19 protein-coding genes are annotated in these 23520 nt (G+C 56.9%); 12 read left to right on the top strand and 7 right to left on the bottom strand.

Features of this window, described 5'->3' with window-relative positions:
- The first annotated feature begins 94 nt into the window (after positions 1-94).
- The 5 genes from AC0JZ1_RS06290 to AC0JZ1_RS06270 are packed head-to-tail and all read left to right on the top strand — an operon-like array spanning position 95 to position 7345.
- Positions 95-1108 carry an AAA family ATPase gene (locus AC0JZ1_RS06290; RefSeq protein ID WP_471883373.1) on the top strand — a complete coding sequence of 338 codons (1014 nt, stop codon included), beginning with the start codon at positions 95-97 and terminating at the stop codon, positions 1106-1108.
- A gap of 10 nt (positions 1109-1118) precedes the next feature.
- Positions 1119-2036, top strand: a complete 918-nt coding sequence (locus AC0JZ1_RS06285; RefSeq protein WP_471881560.1) for a DUF58 domain-containing protein — start codon at positions 1119-1121, stop codon at positions 2034-2036.
- Positions 2033-4840 carry a DUF4159 domain-containing protein gene (locus AC0JZ1_RS06280; protein WP_471881559.1) on the top strand — a complete coding sequence of 936 codons (2808 nt, stop codon included), beginning with the start codon at positions 2033-2035 and terminating at the stop codon, positions 4838-4840. The genes AC0JZ1_RS06285 and AC0JZ1_RS06280 overlap by 4 nt, the downstream gene beginning before the upstream one ends.
- Before the next feature lie 13 nt (positions 4841-4853).
- Positions 4854-6926 carry a hypothetical protein gene (locus tag AC0JZ1_RS06275; protein WP_471881558.1) on the top strand — a complete coding sequence of 691 codons (2073 nt, stop codon included), beginning with the start codon at positions 4854-4856 and terminating at the stop codon, positions 6924-6926.
- Positions 6926-7345 carry a GNAT family N-acetyltransferase gene (locus tag AC0JZ1_RS06270; protein WP_471881557.1) on the top strand — a complete coding sequence of 140 codons (420 nt, stop codon included), beginning with the start codon at positions 6926-6928 and terminating at the stop codon, positions 7343-7345. The genes AC0JZ1_RS06275 and AC0JZ1_RS06270 overlap by 1 nt, the downstream gene beginning before the upstream one ends.
- Before the next feature lie 17 nt (positions 7346-7362).
- Here AC0JZ1_RS06270 and AC0JZ1_RS06265 read toward each other — a convergent pair whose 3' ends face one another.
- Positions 7363-7899 (bottom strand): GNAT family N-acetyltransferase, encoded by a 537-nt coding sequence (locus tag AC0JZ1_RS06265; RefSeq protein WP_471881556.1) that lies wholly within the window; start codon positions 7897-7899, stop codon positions 7363-7365.
- A 249-nt stretch (positions 7900-8148) separates the two neighbouring features.
- Between AC0JZ1_RS06265 and AC0JZ1_RS06260 the strand changes: the two genes are divergently transcribed.
- A complete protein-coding gene (locus AC0JZ1_RS06260; protein ID WP_471881555.1) occupies positions 8149-9126 on the top strand; it encodes a glutathione S-transferase family protein in 978 nt (325 codons plus the stop codon).
- A 3-nt stretch (positions 9127-9129) separates the two neighbouring features.
- On the opposite strand, the gene AC0JZ1_RS06255 is transcribed toward AC0JZ1_RS06260, so the two are convergent.
- Positions 9130-9618: an NUDIX domain-containing protein gene (locus tag AC0JZ1_RS06255; protein ID WP_471881554.1), complete on the bottom strand. Its 489-nt coding sequence runs from the start codon at positions 9616-9618 to the stop codon at positions 9130-9132.
- A 41-nt stretch (positions 9619-9659) separates the two neighbouring features.
- Here AC0JZ1_RS06255 and AC0JZ1_RS06250 point away from each other — a divergent pair, with 41 nt between their 5' ends.
- The 3 genes from AC0JZ1_RS06250 to AC0JZ1_RS06240 all read left to right on the top strand — a co-directional run bounded on the left by AC0JZ1_RS06250 (position 9660) and on the right by AC0JZ1_RS06240 (position 12012).
- Positions 9660-10613, top strand: a complete 954-nt coding sequence (locus AC0JZ1_RS06250) for a metallophosphoesterase family protein (RefSeq protein WP_471883372.1) — start codon at positions 9660-9662, stop codon at positions 10611-10613.
- Between the two features lie 80 nt (positions 10614-10693).
- Positions 10694-11179 carry a sigma factor-like helix-turn-helix DNA-binding protein gene (locus AC0JZ1_RS06245; protein WP_471881553.1) on the top strand — a complete coding sequence of 162 codons (486 nt, stop codon included), beginning with the start codon at positions 10694-10696 and terminating at the stop codon, positions 11177-11179.
- Positions 11176-12012 carry an anti-sigma factor family protein gene (locus tag AC0JZ1_RS06240; protein ID WP_471881552.1) on the top strand — a complete coding sequence of 279 codons (837 nt, stop codon included), beginning with the start codon at positions 11176-11178 and terminating at the stop codon, positions 12010-12012. Before AC0JZ1_RS06245 ends, AC0JZ1_RS06240 begins: the two co-directional genes overlap by 4 nt.
- A gap of 108 nt (positions 12013-12120) precedes the next feature.
- On the opposite strand, the gene AC0JZ1_RS06235 is transcribed toward AC0JZ1_RS06240, so the two are convergent.
- A complete protein-coding gene (locus AC0JZ1_RS06235) occupies positions 12121-12984 on the bottom strand; it encodes a DMT family transporter (RefSeq protein WP_471883371.1) in 864 nt (287 codons plus the stop codon).
- A 102-nt stretch (positions 12985-13086) separates the two neighbouring features.
- Between AC0JZ1_RS06235 and AC0JZ1_RS06230 the strand changes: the two genes are divergently transcribed.
- Positions 13087-14484 (top strand): aminotransferase-like domain-containing protein, encoded by a 1398-nt coding sequence (locus AC0JZ1_RS06230; RefSeq protein WP_471881551.1) that lies wholly within the window; start codon positions 13087-13089, stop codon positions 14482-14484.
- Positions 14485-14546: 62 nt separating this feature from the next.
- Here the strand turns inward: AC0JZ1_RS06230 and leuA are convergent, their stop codons facing one another.
- The 3 genes from leuA to AC0JZ1_RS06215 form a co-directional block, all read right to left on the bottom strand.
- Positions 14547-16268, bottom strand: a complete 1722-nt coding sequence (gene leuA / locus AC0JZ1_RS06225) for a 2-isopropylmalate synthase (protein ID WP_471881550.1) — start codon at positions 16266-16268, stop codon at positions 14547-14549.
- A 322-nt stretch (positions 16269-16590) separates the two neighbouring features.
- Positions 16591-17781, bottom strand: coding sequence for a benzoate/H(+) symporter BenE family transporter (locus tag AC0JZ1_RS06220; RefSeq protein ID WP_471881549.1), 1191 nt, complete (start codon positions 17779-17781; stop codon positions 16591-16593).
- Positions 17782-17879: 98 nt separating this feature from the next.
- Entirely contained in the window at positions 17880-18950 is a 1071-nt protein-coding gene (locus tag AC0JZ1_RS06215; RefSeq protein ID WP_471881548.1) for a GGDEF domain-containing protein, read from the bottom strand.
- Between the two features lie 387 nt (positions 18951-19337).
- Here AC0JZ1_RS06215 and AC0JZ1_RS06210 point away from each other — a divergent pair, with 387 nt between their 5' ends.
- Entirely contained in the window at positions 19338-20435 is a 1098-nt protein-coding gene (locus tag AC0JZ1_RS06210) for a carboxynorspermidine decarboxylase (RefSeq protein WP_471881547.1), read from the top strand.
- Between the two features lie 51 nt (positions 20436-20486).
- Positions 20487-21725, top strand: coding sequence for a saccharopine dehydrogenase family protein (locus tag AC0JZ1_RS06205; RefSeq protein ID WP_471881546.1), 1239 nt, complete (start codon positions 20487-20489; stop codon positions 21723-21725).
- 68 nt (positions 21726-21793) lie between these two features.
- Here AC0JZ1_RS06205 and AC0JZ1_RS06200 read toward each other — a convergent pair whose 3' ends face one another.
- On the bottom strand, positions 21794-23488 hold the full coding sequence (locus AC0JZ1_RS06200) for a methyl-accepting chemotaxis protein (RefSeq protein WP_471881545.1): 1695 nt from the start codon (positions 23486-23488) through the stop codon (positions 21794-21796).
- Positions 23489-23520 lie beyond the last annotated feature (32 nt).

The raw sequence follows: 23520 nt of genomic DNA, 5'->3' as shown, positions 1-23520 counted from the left end.
GGAATAAGTTGAACGGGACAACGCACACAATTGTTCACGGCGATTCTTGAAGCTTTTGCCGAATGCCAGAATGAACAGCCTGATGGAGACCGAAATGGGCGTCATGACTTCCACCGAAACTCCTCTGGATGAGAAGGCCATGGTGGCCGCCGCAGAGAAGGCGCTGACCGACATTGCCGCCGTTCGCGATGAGGTTTCCAAGGTCATTTTCGGCCAGCAGGATGTTGTTGAGAAAACTTTGGTTGCCGTGCTTTCCGGTGGGCACGCGCTTCTGGTCGGTGTGCCGGGGCTGGCCAAAACCAAACTTGTGACCACGCTCGGCACGGTGCTTGGCCTCGATGCCAGCCGCATTCAGTTCACGCCGGACCTCATGCCCTCCGATATTCTGGGCACGGAAGTCATGGATCAGGATGAGCATGGAAAGCGATCCTTCCGCTTCGTGAAAGGTCCGATCTTCGCGCAGCTTTTGATGGCGGACGAAATCAATCGCGCCTCGCCGCGCACCCAGTCCGCCCTGCTGCAAGCCATGCAGGAATACCACATCACGATTGCGGGCCAGCGTTACGATCTGCCCTCGCCGTTCCACGTTCTGGCCACCCAGAACCCGCTGGAGCAGGAAGGCACCTACCCACTGCCGGAAGCGCAGCTCGACCGCTTCCTGCTGCAAGTGGATGTGCTCTATCCGGATATCGCCGCTGAACGGCAAATCCTTCTCGACACGACCGGCATTGCTGAGAGCAAGCCAAATCGCGTTCTGGAAGGTAATCGCTTGCAGGAGATCCAGATGTTGATCCGCCAGATGCCGGTGAGCGATAAGGTGGTCGATGCCATTCTTTCGCTTGTGCGCTCGGCGCGTCCCGGCCAGGGCAATGCAGAAACCGATCGTCACGTGGCCTGGGGTCCCGGCCCTCGTGCCGGTCAGGCCCTGATGCTGTGCGCTCGTGCTCGCGCCCTTTATGAGGGGCGGCTTGCACCATCCGTGGATGATGTTCACGCGCTCGCCGAACCCGTGCTTCAGCACCGCATGGCGCTGACCTTCTCCGCCCGTGCTGAAGGCATGTCCGTGCGGGATGTAATCGGCAATCTCGTCAAGCAGTTGAACGGCTAAGGAAGCAGGCGTGGCATCCATAGGCCAGATCGTTCCGCAGACATCCAGCACAGAAGCACTGGCACGCGCCCGGCAAAGGGCGGCGCTGGTGCCGGATTGCATGGTGGAGGCGAAGCGCATTGCCAATACCGTCATCTCCGGCTGGCATGGACGGCGCAAGCGCGGCATCGGCGAAAACTTTTGGCAGTTCCGGCCCTACACGGAAGGCGAAAACCTTGCCCGCATCGATTGGCGGCGCTCGGCACGCGATGACCATACCTATGTTCGCGACCGTGAATGGGAAGCGGCGCACACCGTCTGGCTATGGGCTGATCTTTCCCCCTCCATGATGTTCAAATCGACCTATGGATCTGTCTCCAAGGAAAGCCGTGCGCTGGTATTGATGCTGGCCTTGGCGGAAATTCTGGCCCGTTCCGGTGAGCGCATCGGCTGCCCGGGCGTAATGGAACCGGTCTCTGCGCGCAACGCAGCGGAACGGCTGGCGACAGCGCTGATCCACTCGCCTTCGACAGAGGGACTGCCCGAAACATCCATGATCCGTGGAGCCAGCGATATCGTGCTGATCGGCGACTTTCTGGATGATGCAGATAAGATCATGGCCCGGCTCTCTCCGCTTGCCCGGCGCAGCCTTCGCGGCCATGTCATTGAAGTTGCAGACCCTGCCGAGGAAACTTTTCCCTATAGCGGCCGCACCGAGTTCTCAGACCCCGAAACGGGGGAAAAGCTAACCGCCGGTCGTGCTGAAACGCTCCGGGAGGATTATCAGCGCGCCTATCTAGCGCGGCGCGAAGCGCTTGGTCAGGCCCTGCGGCAAATGGGATGGAGCTTCATGTTCCACCGAACCGATAGCCTCGCCTCCGAAGCGCTGGCTGCCGTTCACGGCTATCTCTCGGGCAATCCGCCCCGCCTTGCCGGAGTGAACCGATGAGCGCCTTCGCCTTTGCCAGCCCTGCCATTCTTGCGGCTCTTGTCGTTTTGCCTGCCATCTGGTGGCTGTTGCGGTTAACGCCGCCAAGACCTCGCACGGAAGTGTTTCCGCCGCTGGCAATCCTCGCCCGTGTTCTCAAACGGCAGGAAACGCCAGCGCAAAGTCCGTGGTGGTTGACGCTGATCCGCATCTTGATGGCGGCGGCTCTGATATTTGCCATTGCCAATCCCATTCTCAATCCGCGCACCAATTCGCTTGCCTCAGGTGGGCCACTGGCGCTTGTCATCGATAACAGCTGGACGACTGCCAATGACTGGGAACGGCGCGTGGAAACTGCGCAAATGTTGATTGACGACGCGGATCAGGCCGATCTGCCCGTTTCCATCGTGTTCACGGCGGATGCAACACAGGATGCTGTGCCGGGTAGCGCTGCCAGTGCACGTGAGAAGCTGGCGGCAGCAGAACCGAAGCCATTGCCCCCCTTGCGGGAAAGCGCAGCGGAAGCCCTTGTGGAAGCCTTCAACGGCATCCGCCCCGGTACGGTCATCTTCCTGACGGATGGTATCGCCACATCGGAAGACGCAGATATGATGTCTGACCTTTCCAGCCTGTCGCCCGCCGAATTGCGCATTGTCTCCGGCGAAGGCGAGGGCGCGATTGCACTCACCCAGGCTGTAAACAATGCCGGAGCCATGACAGTAACGGCGCAACGCCTGTCGCGCGGTGCCTCGCAATCGCTGACCGTGGATGCGCTGGACCAGCAGGGCCGTTCGCTCGCCTCCGCGCCGCTTAGCTTTGCGGCAGGCTCAAGCTCGGCAACTGCAGAGATTTCTGCCCCCTTCGAGCTTCGCAACGATTTTGCCCGCCTCTCCGTGCAGGGTCTCTCAAATGCGGGTGCCATCCACCTATTGGACGATGGCTTCAAACGCCGCCGTGTCGCCCTGATCTCCGGTGATAGCGGCAGCGAAATGCAGCCGCTGCTGCAACCGCTTTATTACATCAGCCGCGCACTTCAGCCCTATGCGGATGTGATCGAACCCAAAAGCGCTGACCTTGCCACTTCGCTGCCGGACATTCTGAACAGCAATCCATCCGCCATCGTCATGGCCGATGTAGGTCGACTGCCTGCGGAAACCTATGAGCCGCTGCAACGCTGGCTTTCTCGTGGTGGCCTTCTGATCCGTTTTGCCGGTCCACGCCTTGCCGCAGCACCAACGGACGATCCGCTGGTTCCGGTCAATCTTCGCCGGGGCGAGCGTGCCTTGGGGGGGGCGCTCTCCTGGGCAGAGCCACAGCCGCTTGCAGACTTCCCGAATTTCGGCCCATTTGCCGGAATGCCGAAGGCACAGGATGTGACGGTCAAGCGGCAGGTGCTTGCTGAACCCTCTCCTGATCTCGCCGAGCGCACCTGGGCAAGTCTTGCCGACGGCACGCCGCTTGTAACGACTCGGGAGGTAAATGCAGGACGCATCGTTCTTTTCCATGTGAGCGCCGAGGCTACGTGGTCGGATCTACCACTCTCCGGCTCCTTCGTGGAGATGTTGCGTCGTTTGACACAACTTGCCCGCGCTGGCGGCGCGCAACCTGCTGGCAAGGGTTCCGAAGCTGCCGCAGCATTGCCGCCTTACCGCCTTTTGAACGCCCAAGGGGCTCTGACCACCCAAGTGGGTGCGGCCAAGCCGCTGACGCTGGCCAATGGTCAGGTCGCGACCGCCTCGATTGATCACCCACCTGGCCTTTATGGCAGCGAGGAAGGATTCAGTGCGGTCAATCTGCTGCCATCGGACGCCAAGCTGGAACCGTTCTCGGCAACCGCGCCGAATATCAATGCCACGCGCGAGGGACTGATAGGCCGCGAAGCGGTTTCCCTGCGTCCCACATTGTTCATGATCGCGCTCGGCCTGCTGCTGCTGGATAGCCTGATCGTTCTCTTCCTCAACGGAGCTTTCTCACGGCTGCCCCGCCGAGGTGCAGCCGCTGGCATCCTGCTTGGTCTTCTTGCCCTACCGTTGCTTGTTTCAGCACCGCCAGTACAGGCCGCCGATAACAAACCCGGCGATGAACAGGCACTGGAGAGGCTGGATACCACGCATCTTGCCTATGTCATCACCGGCGAGCAGGAAGTGGATCGCATCTCGGAGGCGGGCCTGGATGGTCTGACGCAATTCCTCTCATTCCGAACGGCACTCGAACCAGGTGCGCCGGTCGGCGTGGATATTTCGAAGGACGAGCTTTCCTTCTATCCCATGATCTATTGGCCCATATCCGCCACGGCACCGATGCCCAGTGCAGCGGCAATCTCTCGCATCGATGCCTATATGCGCAACGGCGGCACCGTTCTCTTCGATACGCGTGACCAGATCTCTTCGCTGGAAGGCGGATCGGTGACTGCGAATGGCCAGCGCTTGCAGGAGATTTTGGCGAATGTGGATATTCCGGCTTTGGAACCGGCCCCATCGGATCACATTTTGACCCGCGCCTTTTATCTGCTTTCGAGCTTTCCGGGGCGCTATGCGGGTAGCCCGCTTTGGGTGGAAGCCCGTCAGGAGGCGAGAAATCCGGACCGACCTCTTTCATCATCAGGCGATGGCGTGAGCCCGATCCTGATTACCGCGAATGATTTGGCTGGTGCCTGGGCGGTGGATGCCAATGGCGTTCCTATGCTGCCAACCGTTCCTTCTGATGAAATGCAGCGCGAATACGCCTATCGGACCGGCGTGAACATTATGATGTATATGCTGACAGGCAACTACAAGGCGGATCAGGTGCATGTACCGGATCTGCTGCAACGGCTAGGCCAGTAGGGAAGGTCTTGCCATGAATTTGCAGTTTGCTCCATTTTTGCCATGGCCTGTGTTGATTGGTCTTGCCATCTTCGCCGCAGCTTTGATTTTGGTTTCGCTGTGGCGCGGCCTGCGCGGGTCATTGCTGCGCGGCCTTGCCCTGGCCGTGCTGTTGCTGGCACTGACCAACCCGACACTGACACAGGAAAATCGTGAGCCGCTCTCCACCATCGTGCCCGTGGTGGTGGATCGCTCCCAAAGCCAGGAAATTCCTGAGCGGGCGCGCCAGACGGATCAGGCCCTGCAAGCACTGACGGACAAGCTATCTCGCTTTCCCCGCATCGAGCCCCGTATTGTTGAGGTGAAGGATCAGGATGCGGAAACGCCATCGACACGGCTTTGGTCAGCGCTGGGCGCTTCCATTTCCGATGTTCCTCCCGGTCGCGTCGGCGGTGCCATTTTCCTGACCGACGGGCAGGTTCATGACATGCCCGGAATCAATCAGGATTTAGGCTTCAACGCGCCGATCCATGGCTTGATCACAGGTCGTCAGGGCGAGTTCGACAGGCGCATCCAAGTGGTCAAAGCTCCGCGCTTTGGCATTGTCGGCGAAGATCAGGAAATTACGCTCAGGGTAGTGGATGAAGGCCCCTCTCCCGGCGGCGCGGCTCCCGTCACTGTTAAAATGAATGGTGAGGTCATTGCAACCGTTCAGGCCACGCCCGGTACACCCGTTCCGCTGCGCTTCACCGTGCCTCGCGGTGGCAACAACATCATGGAACTTTCCGTGCCGGAAGTGGCAGGGGAAGTGAGTGCCGCCAATAATCGCGCCGTTCACATCATCGATGGCATTCGCCAGAACCTGCGTGTTCTCCTGGTATCGGGCGAACCTCACGCCGGAGAACGCGCATGGCGCAATCTGCTGAAATCGGATGCTTCCGTTGACCTCGTGCACTTCACCATTTTGCGCCCCAGCTTCAAGCAGGATGGCACACCGATCAACGAACTTTCGCTCATCGCCTTTCCAACGCGTGAGCTCTTTATAGAGAAGATCAACGACTTCGACCTGATTATCCTCGATCGCTACCAAAACCTTGGCGCGACTCCCATTTTGCCGATGCTCTATTATGATTACATCGCGCAATATGTGGAAAAAGGCGGTGCACTGCTGGTGGCGGCCGGGCCGGAATATGCGGGCGAATCCTCTATTGCCTGGACGCCGCTTTCGACGGTGCTCCCCGCCCTCCCAAGTGGCAGCGTACACAATGCACCCTTTTTCCCACGCCTCTCCGATGAGGGAAAAAAGCACCCTGTAACCCGTGGGCTCGATGGCTCGGGCAGCGAGCCTCCATCCTGGGGGCGCTGGTTCCGAACGGTTGATGTGGACCAACCGCAGGGACAGACCGTGATGGTGGGTGATGGCAACCGCCCCCTGCTTGTGCTGAACCGTAAGGGTGAAGGCCGCGTCGCGACCTTGCTTTCCGATCAGGGCTGGCTGTGGGCGCGCGGTTTTGAAGGCGGCGGGCCGCACGTCTCTCTCTATCGCCGCATCGCGCACTGGCTGATGAAGGAACCTGAACTGGAAGAAGAGGCGCTGACCGCCCGTGCGCTTGGCCGCACGCTGGAAGCAACGCGCCAGACCATTGGTGATGACCCGGGTCCAGCCACCATTCGCTATCCTTCCGGTAAAACAGAAACCGTACCTTTCACAGCAGCAGGCCCCGGCCTTTACCGGATCGAAAAGCGCATGGATGAAACCGGGCTGTTTGAGGTGCGCAATGGCGATCTCTCGACGCTGGTGCATATTGGCAATGTCGATGCACCAGAGTTCCAGGCCATGATCTCTACTGGCGATGTGCTGGCACCTTACGCGCAGAAAACAAGGGGCCTCATCAGTCGTATTGCCAATGGAGACGGCGTGACAGTACCTGACATCGTGCCAGTGCGCGGCGATGTGCGTATAACTGATCCCAGCAGAATGGTCATTCGCATGACTGATGAAACGGTCCTGAAGGGCATCGATACAACACCGCTCTTCGCGGGCTTTGCAGGTCTTGCGGCACTACTGCTGGCGGTTTCTGCCATGTGGTGGAGAGAAGGACGATAATGACATACGAACTGGTCATCACCGACCATTACACGCCAGAGATGGAAGAGGCCGTTCGCAATCCTCTCGTTGCCTACAACAATGCCCGCTTTGGCGAGAGCGATAAGAAAGAACTGGCCATCAGCATTCAAAATGAAAAGGGCGAGATGGCCGGCGGCCTCATAGGCTGGACAGCACGCGGCTGGCTCTATGTTCAGCTTCTCTACATACCGGAAGAAAATCGCGGCCATGGCCTTGCTGGACGGCTCCTGACCATGGCGGAAAACGAGGCCAAGAAACGCCACTGCATCGGTTCCTATATCGACACCATGAACCCGGATGCCCTGCAAGCCTATCTGAAATACGGCTACAAGATCATCGGCAAGCACGGCCCCTTTACTGGCGGCCACCATATGCACTGGCTAAGCAAGACTTTCTGAAGGGATAGGTAGAGGTTTTACTCGGCAGCAAGCGCCACGGCCATTGGCGGCACCCACGCCTGCCAGGTAATTTCGCCTTTCAGCCGCTCGTGAACGCTCTCCGCCATGGGAACGACCAGAATTCTGCCCGGATCGGTCGGACCGGGGAATGTCAGCGCGTTATAAGCGACTTTTTCAAAGCCGAGCGGCATATAATAGGGTGGATCGCCTACGAGGATCACCGCTTCGGAACCCTTGCGCCGTGCAGCCTCCACCGCGATCCTTACCAGTTCGCGGCCGATGCCCATGTTCTTGTGCGAGGGACGAACGGCCAGTGGCCCGAGCAGATGTCCGTCAACGCCCCCTGCCCGAACCGGCGTCATCCGAACCGACGCAATCGTTTCTCCATCGTCGGCACAGATAAATGAGAGAGACCGATCATGCGGTCCCTGTTCGCGAATACGTGCGGAGGATTTTGTGAAACGGCCAGGCCCAAAGGCTTCGGCGTTGATCAGTTCGATGATGTCATCGTGGGAAGCGTCTTCTGTGAGGTAGACAAGTTCATGCTTGTTCATGTGCGGAAAAACCAGGCAAGGAAACAGACAACGGCATTGTGAACGGCACCGAAAGGTGCAGAGGCAGTTCAATCAACGTCGTCGCAGTATCCGGGTGCTGGCCATCGGCAAAAATCCTCAAACTTGAAATTGCAATATCAGTAAAAAATTGCGTCGTCTATCGAAAACACAGTGTCAACATTGCGGAAATCCCGCCCGGCCTTATATGCTGGCGCACGTATAAAGTGATGAAAAACGAAAGAACGACCCATGGGAATGCTGGTAGACGGCAAATGGCAGGATGTTTGGTACGACACGAAATCAACAGGCGGCCATTTCAAGCGTGACCAATCCAGATTCCGCAATTGGATCACGCCTAATGGCGAAGCTGGCCCATCGGGCGAAGGCGGGTTCAAAGCAGAGGCCGATCGCTATCATCTCTATGTATCGCTCGCCTGCCCGTGGGCGCATCGCACGCTGATTTTCCGCAAGCTGAAGAAACTTGAACCCCTCATATCCGTCTCGGTGGTTCACCCATTGATGCTGGATAAAGGATGGGAATTCCGCCCTGAGGACGACGCAGATGCAACAGTGGACCACCTGTTTGGCGCAGAGGCTCTGTGGCAAGTCTATATTCGTGCCAACCCGACCTATACAGGCCGAGTGACGGTGCCAGTGCTTTGGGACAAGCAAAAGAAAACCATCGTTTCCAATGAGTCTGCGGATATCATCCGCATGTTCAACTCAGCCTTCAATGAACTCACAGGCTCGACGGCGGATTTTTATCCGACGGAACTGGCGCATGAGATTGATCGCCTCAACGCCGTCATTTACGACACGGTGAATAACGGCGTCTACAAGGCTGGCTTTGCCACCACGCAGGAAGCCTACGGCGAAAGCGTGCAGACACTGTTTGAAACTCTCGACATGCTGGACGAGCGGCTTGGCCGATCGCGCTATCTGGTGGGGAATGAGCTGACGGAGGCCGACTGGCGGCTTTTCACCACACTCGTGCGCTTTGATGCCGTTTATGTCGGACATTTCAAATGCAATATTCACCGTATCGCGGATTATCCTCATCTCAGCGGCTACTTGAGAGAGCTTTACCAGCATACCGGCGTAGCGGAGACAGTGAACATCCGCCACATCAAGCAGCACTACTATCGCAGCCACAAAACCATCAACCCCACAGGTATTGTGCCGCTGGGGCCGCAGCTTGATCTGGATGCACCACACGGTCGCGGTTGACGCTCACCAATATTCGGCCTTGGGCGCTTTACCGGAAAGCTCCGTTAAGCGCCTGAGGGTCGCTGCCGTAACATCCGGCGGCAGCGCATCCAACGAAAAGAACCCGCTTTCGGCAATCTCACGATCTGGAGGCCGAGGGGCCGTCTGCATGACTGTGACGCGATAAAAAACCACATGGTCGCGATTGCTGGCGTTGCGGTTCAGGTACACGCCGAACAGTTCTGGTTCTCCTTGAATTTCAAGGTTCCCTTCCTCCCGCAACTCCTTGATCAAGGCGACAGAAACGGTTTCTCCGCGCTCTACACCGCCGCCTGGCATGTACCAGCCCGGCACGTAGGAATGGCGGACAAGAAATATGCGACCTTCACTGTCAAAGCAGGCAGCGCGAACACCTAAAGTCATGCCACGCGTGAACGCAAACAGCTTGTGCAGGAAGAAAACCACCACCCGCGTGCGGATGCCGCTCACTTCGGGGATACCTTTGCCACTCATGCGGGTTGCCCCTTGGGCTGTGTCACTCTATGTCTCAACCAATGTATACGTTCGCGCACATTTCCGATGTTCATCTTGGTCCGCTTCCTCGCCTTACCGTGCGCGAACTGGCATCCAAGCGCATCACCGGCTTTATTAACTGGCATCGTAACCGGCGCAAGCACTTGCTGGTCAACACGCTGGATCTTCTGTTGAGCGATATGCGGCTCAAAGGCCCGGATCATGTGATGGTTACCGGGGATCTCGTCAATCTGGCGACCTCCATCGAAATCAAGCTGGCGGGTGAATGGCTGCGCAGCATTGGTGAGCCGCTGGATACCACTGTCGTTCCCGGCAATCACGATGCCTATGTGCCGGGTGCGCATGATCGTTCCGTGCGCGAATGGTATCCCTTCATTGCAGCCGATAACGACCCTGCAGAGTGGCCAGATGAAGAGCACATCTTTCCGACTTATCGCAGGCGAGGCCCGATTGCGATCATCGGCTGTTCCACCTCGAACGCGACGCTACCCTTCTCCGCCAGCGGGCTGTTCAGCGCACGCCAGGCGCGTGAAACAGTCAACCTGCTGCGCAAGGCCGGGGAAGAAGGTCTGTTTCGGGTGGTGCTCATTCATCATCCGCCTGTTCGCGGGGCTGCGGCTTCACACAAGAGGATGTTGGGAATTCGGCGTTTCGGCGCAGCGATTTCAACCGGCGGCGCGGAACTCATCCTCCACGGCCACACGCATCTCAATACGCTTTATCACCTGAAGACCCACCGGGGCGATGTGCCGGTGGTCGGCATTGCCTCGGCCTCTCAGGGGCCGGGCGGACATAAACCGCCAGCCGCCTATAATTTCTTCACATTGTCCGGGCAGCCTGGCGCATGGAACCTGGCATGTGACAGATTTGGGCTGACGCCAACGGCAGATGCAATCGCGCATGAACAGCGGCGCGTTCTCTACGGAATGCCTGAACCACTGCCGGAGCCACCCCCGCTGGAGTTGGAGCTTTAAGCCAGCTTGGGGAAAGGCCCGCATGATTTAATGGTTATTGGACTGAACCAGTACATCGAAAACTGAAGCCTGACGGATTTATGGACGCAAGGTCGAACAATTCCGATATTAAACGAGACTTGGTAGCATTGCTGCCAAAGCTGCGACGCTTCGCGCTGGTACTTGCGCAACACAGCACCCGCGCGGATGAACTGGTTTCAAAGGTCTGTGAACAGGCACTCTTAAAAGCACCCTTTCAGGACGGGGAAGATCGACTGGATCTTCGGCTCTTCGGAGCGATCTGCTCGCTGTGGCGCACGGACATCCGCAAAAAGAAGTCATCCGGCGAAAGTACCGCTTCCCTCAGCAACTCAGCCGGTTCGCCCTCTACGGCTTCCGGCATGCCCATTGCCCTTTCAGCCGAACTCGCAGCTGCCTTCCTGCTCTGTGCCGTCGAAGGCCTCACCTACCGCGAAGCGGCTGCCGTAATGGCAACGACTGAAGATAGCATTGCCGAGACCATTCTCGCTGCGCGTCGTGAACTTGCCATTCTCATTCCTGCTGGTGCGGAGCGCAAAGCCCAATGACGGATCAACTTCGCCAAATCAGCCTGGACGCCCGCCTTTCCGCTCTCATGGACAATGAGGTGACACCAGAGGAAAAGGCTGAACTGGCCGCGCTTCTGGCGGAAGATGCTGATGCGAGGGGAACCGCGGAACAGCTGAATCTGGCGAACGAACAGGGCCGCTTAATTTTCGAAGGCATGCTGAAGGAACCGGTTTCCTTGGGCTTGGTGCGCACTATTAAGACAGCACAGGAAGGACGGCGAGCGCTGCGGTTTCCCAAGCAGGAAATCGTCAAGCAGAAGATGCGCCCGACCTACCGGCTGATAGCATCCTCGTGCCTGGTGATGTTCGCAATGGGTGCCGCAGCGGGATATATGTTTGGCGCACCATCGCGCATCGTGACCTATGCGGAACTGGCGGGTGATCCAGTCAAAGCCTGGCTGGATGATGTCGCCTCGCATTACCGGCTGTTTTCCCGCCAGTCTCGCCACCTGGTCGAGGTCCCGGCGTCGGAGTCCGCTCATATCGTGGAATGGCTTATGGCAACCACCGGGCTCTCGTTCCGCATCCCAGACCTATCCAGTGAACAGCTGACTTTCCAGGGTGCGCGACTTTTTTCTGCGGGTGGACGGCCAGTTGGTCAGCTGATTTACCAGAACCGCGACGGGGAGGTGATCTCTATCGCTTTCACCAAATTCATCGCGCCGATGCAGGATCAGGACATGCGCGAAATCATTCGCGACGATATTGGCATGGTGACATGGCAGGGCATGCAGGCGAATTATGTGCTGATTGGCCCCTCCTCTGATGCGTTTCTGGAATCGCTGGCTACAAAGGTCGCCGGGATTATCTAAGCATTCGCGCAAAAGCGTGCAGCGGTTTTGCGATGACGATATGCGTAGAAACATAAATTTAAAGCACGTTGCATGAGACTTATAAGCCGCAACGTGCTTTAACCCATATCATCGGGCAAATCTTCGCGCAGCGGCCACGCAGGCCACCACGGCCAGGGTTACCATCAACATTGCGGGGCTGATAGGCTCACCCAGCAACAGGGCGGCAAGCAAAAGACCAAAAAAGGGTTGTAACAATTGCAGTTGGCCAACAGCGGCAATGCCACCCAGCGCAAGCCCTCGATACCAGAACACGAAACCAATCAGCATACTAAAGACTGATACATAGGCGAGACCCGCCCATGCCCGGAAACCAATGCTTGTCCATTGCTGCGGCAAATACATCATCGCCAGGATGAGCATGAACGGTGATGCAATCAGCAGAGACCAGCAGATGACCTGCCAACCGCCCAAGCGGCGAGAAAGGCTGGCACCCTCGGCATAACCCAAGCCGCAAACAATGATGGCGGCCAGCATCAACATGTCCCCGGTTCCACTGGCAAACCCGGCGGATTGCGCGGCAAACCCTGCAACAGCGGCGCTTCCCAAACCAGAGAAAACCCAAAACAGGAGCTTTGGCCGCTCGCCACCGCGAAAGACACCGAAAATGGCCGTCGCAAGCGGCAATAGCCCAATAAAGACAATGGACCGGGCAGACGTAATGGTTTGCAGCGCCAGTGCTGTGAGAAGCGGAAAACCAACTACGACACCTAAGGCAACGATAGAAAGCGGCAGGACATCGCTTCGCGCCGGTCGCTTTTCAGCGAACATCGCGAGCATTCCGGCAGCCAAGATGGCCGCGATCACTGCGCGGGCGGAAGTGAGAAAGAGCGGCGAAAAATCCGCCACCGCAACACGCGTGGCAGGCAGTGACCCGCTGAATATAACCACGCCTACAAACCCGCTGATCCAGGCATCGACCGAAAGCTTCATCATCCCTCTCTTTCTTTGCATCTATAGGAAAAGTCGCTTGGCAGAGACAGGCACAGAGCGATACAATTCTGAAAAACTGTATGGATACAAAGAGCAATACAAATGGATCTTACAAGGACGGAGAGCCGCCGTGACACGGTGATGAAAACGATCCGTGGACGCATTGAGCAGCGGACCCTGCTGCCGGGTGATCGACTCCCCTCCGTCCGCACTTTGGCGGCCAGCATGAAGTTTTCCCCGGCTACGGTGGTGGATGCCTATGAGCGACTGGTTGCAGAAGGCATCATTCAGGCTCGTCCGGGCTCCGGCTTTTATGTCTCCAAAGCGGTTTTACAGCCCCTCACCCTCATGCAGGCGCAGACGCCGGAAGCACGAGCCATAGATCCCTTCTGGGTATCGCGCCAATCGCTTGATGCGGCGGAGACTGTGTTGCGGCCCGGATGCGGCTGGCTGCCAGCAGATTGGATGCCGCAGGCCGCTTTAAGCCGCGCCATGCGCGCCATGGCGCGGACAGAAACAGGCATTCTGACAGACTATGGCAACAGCGCGGGTTCACCCGCGCTCAGGCGGCTGCTGCTTTCCCGTTTTGCCGAGGAAGGCATTTCCGCCAGTTCCGAGCAGGTGATGTTGACGAACACCGGAACGCAGGCGCTCGATCTCATTTGCCGTTACCTGCTTCGAAACGGCGATACGGTGCTGATCGACGACCCCTGTTACTTCAATTTCCAGGCGCTGCTCAAAGCCCATCAGGTCCAATTGGTCAGCGTCCGATACACACCGAGCGGCCCGGATCTTGCGGAGCTTGAGGCGGTGCTGGCACAGCACCGGCCTCGCCTCTACATCACCAATTCAGCGCTGCATAACCCCACTGGCGCGACACTTTCTCCCCCGGTTGCGCACCGGGTGCTGACGCTTGCCAACCAGCATCAGGTTACCATCATAGAGGACGACATCTTTGCGGATTTCGAGCCCGACCCGTCACCGCGCCTTGCTGCATTGGATGGGCTGAACAACGTCATCCGTATTGGTAGTTTCTCAAAGGCGCTTTCGGCCTCCATTCGCTGCGGCTTTATCGCGGCTCGGCGTGACTGGGTGGAGGGATTGATCGATCTCCAGATTGCAACGAATTTCGGCGGACCAAGCCCGGTGGCGGCAGAAATCACCGCCCATGTTCTCTCTGGCGGCGGCTATCGCAAGCATATGGAGGAACTGCGTCGCAAGCTGGCACATGCGCGGCAGGATGTGAGCAAGAGGTTGGAAGCCTTGGGCATTCACCCGCTTCTTCGCCCGCGCGGCGGCTTCTATCTCTGGTGCGCGCTACCGGAGGGTGTGGATGCCGCCGAGTTGGCACAGGCGGCTCTCGCCCGCGGCATTGTGCTTGCCCCCGGCAATGTCTTCAGCCTCTCGCAGAATGCCGCTAACCTTATGCGTTTTAACGTGGCGCAGATGCAGGATAAACGGATCGATGCGGTTCTGGCAGATAGTTTGAGGTCACGTTGACCAAAGAAAAGCCCCTTCCCAGCTCGGGAAGAGGCTATCAATCACTTTCAGAATAGCGGCAATTACTTACCGCTGACCACCCGGTTTGCCGCAGATACGATGGCTTCCAGCGAGGCTGTCACGATGTTCTTGTTGATGCCAACGCCGAACAGCTTGCCCTTGGCATGTTCAACCTCGACATATGCAATGGCCGAAGCGTTCGAACCATGCTGCAAGGAATGCTCCGAGTAATCCGCGACGGAAAGCTCGACGCCGAGATAGATCGACAAGGCATTGATGAAGCCATCGATGGGGCCAGTGCCTTTGCCTTCAATCCGCTTCGTCTCACCATTATCGGTAATTTCAGCAGCAACAACGCGGATGCCCTTCTGATCCATTCCCGCTGGATAAGTGTGGTGATCCACGAACTTGATGCGACCTTCAGGCTGCTCGACATAGCGCTCGATGAAGCGCTCGTAGATAGCCTTGGAAGGCAGCTCCTTGCCTTCCTCATCGGTGATACGCTGAATAACCTCACGGAATTCCACCTGCAGGTTGCGCGGCAGGTTGATGCCGTAATCCTGTTGCAGAATGTAAGCGATGCCACCCTTGCCCGATTGGGAATTGATGCGAATAATTGCCTCGTAGGTGCGCCCCACATCCTGCGGGTCGATTGGCAGGTAAGGCACTTCCCACAGCGGGGAGTTGGCGGATTTGATCGCCTTCATGCCCTTGTTGATCGCATCCTGGTGGGAGCCGGAGAAGGCCGTATAGACCAATTCACCCACGTAAGGATGACGCTCCGGGATAACCATCTCGTTTGAATATTCGTAGACAGCCTTGATCCGCTCGATATCCGTGCAATCCAGTTCAGGATCAACGCCTTGCGTGTACATGTTCAAGGCCAGCGTCACCACGTCCACATTGCCGGTGCGCTCGCCATTGCCGAACAGGGTGCCTTCCACGCGGTCGGCGCCGGCCATCAGGCCCAGCTCCGTTGCGGCAATGCCTGTACCACGGTCATTGTGCGGGTGCAGCGAGATGATAACGTTCTCGCGGTTATCGATGTTGCGGCACATCCATTCGATCTGGTCGGCATAAATGTTCGGCGTCGCCATTTCCACTGTCGATGGCAGGTTCAAGATCAGCTTGTTATCGGCTGTCGGCTTGATTTCGGCAATCACCGCATTGCAGATTTCCAGCGCCACATCCAGCTCCGTACCGGTAAAGCTTTCCGGTGAATATTCGAAGCGATAACCGCCGCCAGCCTTGGCTGCCATGTCGGTGATCATCTTGGCTGCATCGACGGCAATCTGCTTGATGCCACCGACATCCTTGCCGAACACGACGCGGCGCTGCAATTCGGAGGTGGAATTGTAGAAGTGTATGATCGGCTTATGCGCGCCTTCCAGCGCCTCGAACGTGCGGGTAATCAGTTCCGGGCGGCACTGCACCAGAACTTGCAGGGAAACATCCTTCGGCACGCCACCCTCTTCCACGCACCAGCGGGCAAAGTCAAAATCCGTCTGAGAAGCAGACGGAAAGCCGATTTCGATTTCCTTGAAGCCCATGTCCAGCAACAGCTTGAACATTCGCGCCTTGCGGTCATGCCCCATGGGGTTGACCAGAGATTGGTTGCCATCACGCAGGTCCACCGAACACCAGATCGGGGCCTTGTCGATTACCTTTGATGGCCAGGTGCGGTCGGGAATGTTGATCTGCGGATAAGCGCGATATTTGCGGGCGGCGTCAGCCATGCCCTTTGCAGCAGCAGATTGCGTCTCGGCGGAAGTCTTGGCGTCCATCTTCATCTCTCCTTCGCATCCAGCATCGGCACTTTGGCTCTTGGCCTGTTACAGCGTCACGGTGGTGGATCAAGTCCTCGTTAGAGGCTTTCGGTTCTTATCTGGGATTTTGTGCGAGGAGCTCTTGCCGGCAGGCTCTTTCGGCCGCCGGGCGCTCCTCAACGGACCCGGCAACCGCGGATAAGGCCGAGGAGAAGAAGCGAGTTTAGGGCATGCGATGCGGCGCAACCAGCCTTGCGGCTTGCTGCTTCAAACATCGAAAATGGTGTGCCCGAGATCGTCATGCGTAAGTTGATAGCGTGAGCCTTGCCCGCGCGCAAGATCAAAAACGTTCTTTAGCCGTGTTCAACGTATGTCTCATGGCAAGCAGCAGTGCACCGGCAACAAGCCCCCAAAACGCACCGGAAACACCCAGAAATGCCGTACCGGAGGCGGTTACGAGAAAGGTTACTGCCGCAGCTTCACGTGATTCCATCTCCCGAAAGGCTGCCTGTGCCGAATTCGAAAACGCACCAATCAGCGCAAGCCCTGCAACCGCCTGCAACAGGATGGGTGGAGATAGTGCCACGAACGCAATAATGGCAGAGGCAAGCAAACCAAGCAAAATATAGCCTGCTCCACCGATGATCGCCGCCCAATACCGCCGCTTGGGATCGGGGTGCGCCTCATCGCTGGCGCACATCGCAGCCGTAATCGCAGCAAGGTTTACCGGTACTGCGCCGAACAGAGCACCAATTCCGGAGAAGATACCGGTAGCTGCAAATAGCGGTCCCGCCGGTGGCTCATAGCCATAGACCTTGAGGATCGCGATGCCTGGAATGTTCTGCGATGCCATCGTGACAATGAACAGCGGAATGGCAATCGAAACAAAGGCGTACCACGTAAAGGAAGGCACGACCGGCACCAATGTCGGATGGATGGAGCCTGCTAGGCGTCTCATGATATCTGGCGGCAGATCAACACCGAAGACAAGAACAAGAACAAACGCGCCGAGTGCAGCCGGCACGGCCCAGAGCCGTTTCCAAACCAACACGATCATCCACGTCCCAACGATGGGAAGCCCAAGCCATGGATTGAAGACCACCGCCTTCACCGGTGCGAGGCAAAGATTGAGAAGAATGCCCGCCAGCATCGCATTGGCAAGAGAAGCAGGTATCATACGCATGGCGCGACCAAGCGGTGAAATAAGCCCCGACAATACGATAAGTACAGCGCAGAGAACGAAAGCACCGGCGGCCGCAGGAAACCCGCCCTCGACGGCTCCGACACTTGTGAGAAGCGCAGCGCCCGGCGTGGACCAGGCGCAGCTAATAGGCATCCGCTTCCAGAGTGGCAGCAGAATGCCGAGGAGACCCATGAGCACGGAAAGCACCAGAAGCGCAGATGCCACCTGATCCGGTGTTGCTCCCATAACGGTCAAACCCTGCATGATAACCGCGAAGGAACTGATGAAACCGACGAAGGCTATCAGCACGCCCATGATGGCGGCCTGCAAGGAGATATCTTTCATCATCGGGAATCGTACTCCGCATCATGCACTTCACAAAAAAAGGCGAAGCAAATTCGTCCCAATCTTGCAAGCCAGATCAGTCAGCCATCAGACCTGTTCTCTCAAAGCGCCTGAGGACAAATGACCCCGTGCGGATGGTCGAGGTGCGAGACTTCGTTTGTTACAGAGGTGATGACTGCGCGGTCTCTTCCCTGTCGCTTGGCATCGTAAAGCGCCTCGTCAGCGCTGCGTAGAAGCGCGGCAAGCGGCAACGCCTTGTCTGCCACCGCAACGCCAAGGCTTATGGTCAGGGGAATTCGCGCAGCCTGAAATTCGACATTTAGAGTTTGCACGCCCCGCCTCAACATTTCCGCTACAGCCAAGGCGACACTGGACGTATCAGCCGGGACGAAAAGCCCGAACTCTTCCCCACCCATGCGGGCAAAGAGCGCGTTTGCACCGGCTATCGCCTGCATACGTTCGGCAACCACAACCAACACATGATCACCCGCCGCATGGCCGTAGCGGTCGTTGACGGATTTGAAGAAATCGATATCGATTGCAACAAAGGCATCGCCTTTCTGAACCACAGCGGGAAGTCGATCATGTAACCAGTGGCGATTATGCACGCGCGTGAGCGAATCTACTTCGCTAAGCGCAATCAGCCGCCGCTCTACACGCTCCTGCACAAAGATGAGGACGAAGAGAGCGATGCCGAACTGGCAAACCGTCATCATGGAAAAAGCAAAGGCAGGGCCGACTGCGATGTCCTCCGGAAAGGCAATGGTGACAATAGCCAGAACAGCGATACACGCTTTGAAACCGAACATTCCGGCAAGCGGCAACCGGCTGACAAGCTGCTCTCTTACCGGGTCCAATAACAGCATACTCATATTGGCGAGTGAAAAGGCTGCGACGACCGACAGGAAGAGCGCGGCGCGCTGCAAATTGATCAAATAAGCGCCCGACAGGAAGACGCAAAGCATCAGCGTGACCACAAGCAAGGCGACCCAGAAGGAAGACAAGCTACGCTTTTCGAAAATGAGGTTTCTCAAACCCAACCAGAAAAATCCGCAGCCGACAGGCCCGGAGCAAAAGCTGACATAAGTCCATAACCCATAGGGAAGCTCGCTCCGTTCACCAAGGCCCGCCAGAATGGAGCCAGAGCCCAAGATGGCAAAACCGAATGCCATTTTACCCAGGCCTATGTGACTGCGCGAATGCAACTTTGTATAGAGAAAGCAGACGGCGCCCACCAACAAAGACAGAGGGTGCAAAAATAGAACCGTTGCGAGATCTAGCTGCATGATCAATCCGAAAGGCTAACACCATTTCCTGATAGCAACCGCTCCTTACGATTTACTAAAACAGGATGAAATCACCTTTCGTCACACCCATGTATGGATGCCGGTTTATAAATAAGACTGCATGCATTCAGATGCACAATTCCATCAATATCCGCTGATTGAGGGCAGCACACTCTTGCCTTCTGCCCCCCTTTTGCATAAGCCCCCCTCGACGCATTCGGGGCGTCCCGTTCACTTCCGCCGGAAACGGCTGGGTTCACGAAGGATAGAGCCTTGATCCAGACACCTTATTATCTCATCGACAAATCGAAACTCCTCCAGAATATGGAGAAGATCGCCAGGCTTCGCGAACTTTCCGGTGCCAAAGCCTTGCTTGCGCTGAAGTGCTTTGCCACCTGGTCTGTCTTCGATTTCATGCGCGATTACATGGATGGCACGACATCTTCATCACTGAATGAAGTGCGCCTTGGCCATGAGCGTTTTGGCAAGGAAACGCATGCCTATTCGGTCGCCTATGCCGATTATGAAATCGATGAGGTGGTCAGCCATGCAGACAAGATCATCTTCAACACGGTTGGCCAGTTGCAACGCTTCGAAAAGCAGTCCTCCGGCATCATCCGTGGCTTGCGGCTCAACCCAGGCGTCTCATCGTCAAGTTTCGATCTGGCAGATCCGGCCCGCCCCTTCTCCCGCCTCGGCGAGTGGAATGTGAAGGAAGTCGAGCCAGTGATGGATCTTATTTCCGGCTTCATGATCCACAACAACTGCGAAAACGGTGACTTTGCCCTCTTCGACAAGATGCTTGGCCAGATCGAGGAAAAATTCGCGCCGCTTCTCAAGAAGGCGGAATGGGTCAGCCTCGGCGGTGGCATTCATTTCACCGGCGAAAACTACCCGCTGGAGCAATTTGCGGAGCGCCTTAAGCGCTTCTCCGACGAATATGGCGTACAGGTGTATCTGGAACCAGGCGAAGCTTCGATTACGAAGTCGACGACACTGGAAGTCACCGTGCTCGACAAGCTCTACAACGGCAAGAACCTTGTCGTGGTGGATTCATCCATCGAAGCGCACATGCTGGATCTTCTGATCTATCGTGAAAACGCAAAGGTCTCCCCTAACCAGGGACCGCATCGTTACATGGTCTGCGGCAAATCCTGCCTGGCCGGCGATATTTTCGGTGAGTTCGATTTTCCGAACGAACTGAACATTGGCGACCGGATCTCCATTCAGGATGCCGCCGGTTATACGATGGTCAAGAAAAACTGGTTTAACGGCGTGAAAATGCCGGCAATCGCCATCCGGGAACTGGATGGCAGCCTCAGGACGGTCCGTGATTTTTCTTACGCGGACTACGAACAAAGCCTTTCCTGAAATACCTCAGGAAGGTCTCTGACGATTGGACTTAAGGAGTTGGTCCCCATCATGAGAAAGAACGTGCTCATCATCGGCGCCGGGGGCGTCGCGCAGGTCGTGGCGCACAAATGTGCGCAGAACAACGACGTGCTGGGCGATATTCACATTGCTTCGCGCACCAAGTCGAAGTGTGATGCCATCATCGCCAGCGTGCATGAAAAGAAGGCTATGAAGCAGCCAGGCGTTCTGGAAGCTCATGAATTGAATGCACTTGATATTGAAGCGACAAAGGCGCTGATCAAGACGCTCGGCGTCGAGATCGTCATCAATGTCGGCACTGCCTTCCTGAACATGTCGGTACTTCGCGCCTGCATGGACACGGGTGCCGCCTATATCGATACCGCAATCCACGAAGAACCCAACAAGATCTGCGAAACCCCGCCTTGGTATGGCAATTACGAGTGGAAGCGCGCGGCTGAATGCGAGGAGAAAGGCATCACCGCCATCCTCGGCGCTGGCTTCGATCCCGGCGTAGTGAATGCCTATGCTAAGCTTGCCAAGGACGAATATCTGGACAAGGTCACGGACGTCGATATCGTTGACATCAACGCTGGCAGCCACGGCAAGTATTTCGCCACGAACTTCGATCCGGAAATCAACTTCCGCGAATTCACAGGCGTCGTCTACTCCTGGCAGAAGGGCCAGTGGCAGGTGAACAAGATGTTCGAGATCGGCAAGGAATATGACCTTCCCGTCGTGGGCAAGCGCAAGGCCTATCTCTGCGGCCATGACGAAGTGCACTCGCTGGCCAAGAACATGGACGGCGCGGACGTCCGCTTCTGGATGGGCTTTGGCGATCACTACATCAACGTCTTCACGGTCCTGAAGTCTATTGGCCTGCTTTCCGAGCAGCCCGTGAAACTGGCCGATGGTTCCGAAGTCGTGCCGCTGAAGGTGGTCAAGGCGTGCCTGCCAGACCCGGCATCTCTGGCGCCGGACTATGAAGGCAAGACCTGCATTGGCGATTACGTAAAGGGCCTGAAAGACGGCAAGGAAAAGACCGTCTTCATCTACAACGTCGCCGACCACAAGGAAGCCTATAACGAAGTGGGCAGCCAGGGCATCTCTTACACCGCTGGCGTTCCGCCCGTGGCAGCCGCTATGCTGGTTGCGACCGGCGAGTGGGATGTGAAGAAGATGGCAAATGTTGAGGAGCTTGCTCCAAAGCCCTTCATCAATCTTTTGAACAAGATTGGCCTGCCCACCCGCATTCAGGATGAGAACGGCGATCGGCCAGTGGAATTCTGATCACATCTGCCTTGAATCGATAAAGCCCGCCGGAAACATCCGGCGGGCTTTTCAAATGGGGGCCAAGCTCAGGCAGCACGTCCGTAGCTATCAAAACCTCTGTGGTCACGCATCGACTGACCCAGATTAAAGCCGCTCATCATGCTGAGAAGCCTCTGCGTTTCCTGCGCAAGCGTTGCAGCAGCAGCGCTGCTTTCTTCAACCATGGCCGCGTTTTGCTGCGTCGTCTGGTCCATGGTGTTCACTGCACCGTTGACCTCCGTCAGCCCCGTCGACTGTTCACGCGCTGCCGTGGATATGGCAACGACATGATCGTTGATCTCGACAATCAAGTCGCTGATTGAACGAAGCGCTCCGCCAGTATCACGCACAAGCTTCACGCCATTTGAAACCTCGGCAGCGGAGTTATGAATAAGATCCTTGATTTCTTTCGCCGCCTTTGCAGAACGCTGCGCCAGTTCTCTGACTTCCTGCGCTACAACAGCAAAGCCGCGCCCGGCCTCACCCGCCCTTGCCGCTTCGACGCCTGCATTCAAGGCGAGCAAGTTGGTCTGGAAGGCAATCTCATCAATCACGCCGATAATGTTGGAGATTTTTGATGAGGAATCTTCAATGCGGCTCATCGCATCTACCGCCTGCGCTACGACTTCCCCGGACTTCTCGGCATTCATCTTGGCAGAGGCCGCCACATCGCGTGCCTCCTGAGCGCGCTTGGCAGACGAACTAACATTCGATGTAATCTCCTCCAGCGCCGCGGCGGTCTCCTCCAGATTTGCCGCCTGCGATTCTGTTCTGCGTGACAAATCGCCGACACCCTGGCTAATCTCTCGCGTGCCATTGCTGATAACATCTACGCTTGTAGCGACGTTGCGGAAGGTTGCACAAAGCTGCGCAACCGACTGGTTGAGATCGTGCCGCAGGAATTCGAATTCCGGGGAAAACGGCTCGTTGATCTGAAAACCGAAATCACCAGCGCAAAGATTTTTGAGCGACTGCCCGAGCTGGTTTACAGTCTTAACACGATCGGTCACGTCAGTTGCGAATTTGACGACCTTCACCACTTTGCCGCGCAGATCCAGAATAGGATTATAGGAGGCTGAAATGACAACCTCACGGCCACCCTTGCCAATGCGTTTGAATTCGGCGGCTTGGTAACGTCCCTCACGGAGATTTCGCCAGAACGTCTTGTAGTCTTCACTTCCTGCATAGCTCTTTTCGATGAAGAGACTATGGTGCCGACCAACGATTTCCTGGAGTGAGTACCCCATGACCTTCAGGAAATTATCATTAGCTTTGATAATCTTGCCGTCAATATCGAATTCAATGATGGCTTGTGAGCGGCTAATCGCGGCCATCTGTGCCGCATAGTCCACATTAAGGAGCCGCTCCTTGGCATCAGCCCATTCCACCACAAAGCCGATTGTCTTGCCGCCATTGTTGAGCGGGGTCACGACAAGATCAAATATGAGCTGTCCCACCGTTATCATCGCACTGTGACGATCCCGCAGGCTTGCCAGCATATTGCGCTGGTGCGACGGATTTTTGTGAAAAATGTCGATGTTACTGCCGATCAACGCATCAACAGAAAATCGCGGCAGCTCCTTTTTGAGATCATTTTCTGCATCCTTAAGCAAAGCCGTGACGGCTGGGTTCATGTAGACAATGTTGAACTTCGCATCAGCTACCATGACATTGGCTTGTAACGCTTCCAGAGAAAGGTTCTTCACGACGGTTGCTGAATCAAACAGAGAACGAATACCCATTCCAAATCCCCTCAGAACTCAAAACACCCATT

This window comes from Affinirhizobium capsici, from assembly GCF_977018625.1.
The sequence above is the reverse complement of the archived record's forward strand: the minus strand, read 5'-3'. Positions and strand labels throughout refer to the sequence as shown.

Bases quoted from the DNA above. Each gene is read 5' to 3' on its own strand.
- AC0JZ1_RS06220 (WP_471881549.1), bottom strand. From the start codon at position 17,781: ATGATGAAAGATATCTCCTTGCAGGCCGCCATCATGGGCGTGCTGATA.
- AC0JZ1_RS06230 (WP_471881551.1), top strand. From the start codon at position 13,087: ATGGATCTTACAAGGACGGAGAGCCGCCGTGACACGGTGATGAAAACG.
- AC0JZ1_RS06245 (WP_471881553.1), top strand. From the start codon at position 10,694: ATGGACGCAAGGTCGAACAATTCCGATATTAAACGAGACTTGGTAGCA.
- AC0JZ1_RS06205 (WP_471881546.1), top strand. From the start codon at position 20,487: ATGAGAAAGAACGTGCTCATCATCGGCGCCGGGGGCGTCGCGCAGGTC.
- AC0JZ1_RS06240 (WP_471881552.1), top strand. From the start codon at position 11,176: ATGACGGATCAACTTCGCCAAATCAGCCTGGACGCCCGCCTTTCCGCT.
- AC0JZ1_RS06215 (WP_471881548.1), bottom strand. From the start codon at position 18,950: ATGGCATTCGGTTTTGCCATCTTGGGCTCTGGCTCCATTCTGGCGGGC.
- AC0JZ1_RS06235 (WP_471883371.1), bottom strand. From the start codon at position 12,984: ATGAAGCTTTCGGTCGATGCCTGGATCAGCGGGTTTGTAGGCGTGGTT.
- AC0JZ1_RS06270 (WP_471881557.1), top strand. From the start codon at position 6,926: ATGACATACGAACTGGTCATCACCGACCATTACACGCCAGAGATGGAA.
- leuA (WP_471881550.1), bottom strand. From the start codon at position 16,268: ATGGACGCCAAGACTTCCGCCGAGACGCAATCTGCTGCTGCAAAGGGC.
- AC0JZ1_RS06260 (WP_471881555.1), top strand. From the start codon at position 8,149: ATGGGAATGCTGGTAGACGGCAAATGGCAGGATGTTTGGTACGACACG.
- AC0JZ1_RS06255 (WP_471881554.1), bottom strand. From the start codon at position 9,618: ATGAGTGGCAAAGGTATCCCCGAAGTGAGCGGCATCCGCACGCGGGTG.
- AC0JZ1_RS06280 (WP_471881559.1), top strand. From the start codon at position 2,033: ATGAGCGCCTTCGCCTTTGCCAGCCCTGCCATTCTTGCGGCTCTTGTC.
- AC0JZ1_RS06275 (WP_471881558.1), top strand. From the start codon at position 4,854: ATGAATTTGCAGTTTGCTCCATTTTTGCCATGGCCTGTGTTGATTGGT.
- AC0JZ1_RS06265 (WP_471881556.1), bottom strand. From the start codon at position 7,899: ATGAACAAGCATGAACTTGTCTACCTCACAGAAGACGCTTCCCACGAT.
- AC0JZ1_RS06200 (WP_471881545.1), bottom strand. From the start codon at position 23,488: ATGGGTATTCGTTCTCTGTTTGATTCAGCAACCGTCGTGAAGAACCTT.
- AC0JZ1_RS06250 (WP_471883372.1), top strand. From the start codon at position 9,660: ATGTATACGTTCGCGCACATTTCCGATGTTCATCTTGGTCCGCTTCCT.
- AC0JZ1_RS06290 (WP_471883373.1), top strand. From the start codon at position 95: ATGGGCGTCATGACTTCCACCGAAACTCCTCTGGATGAGAAGGCCATG.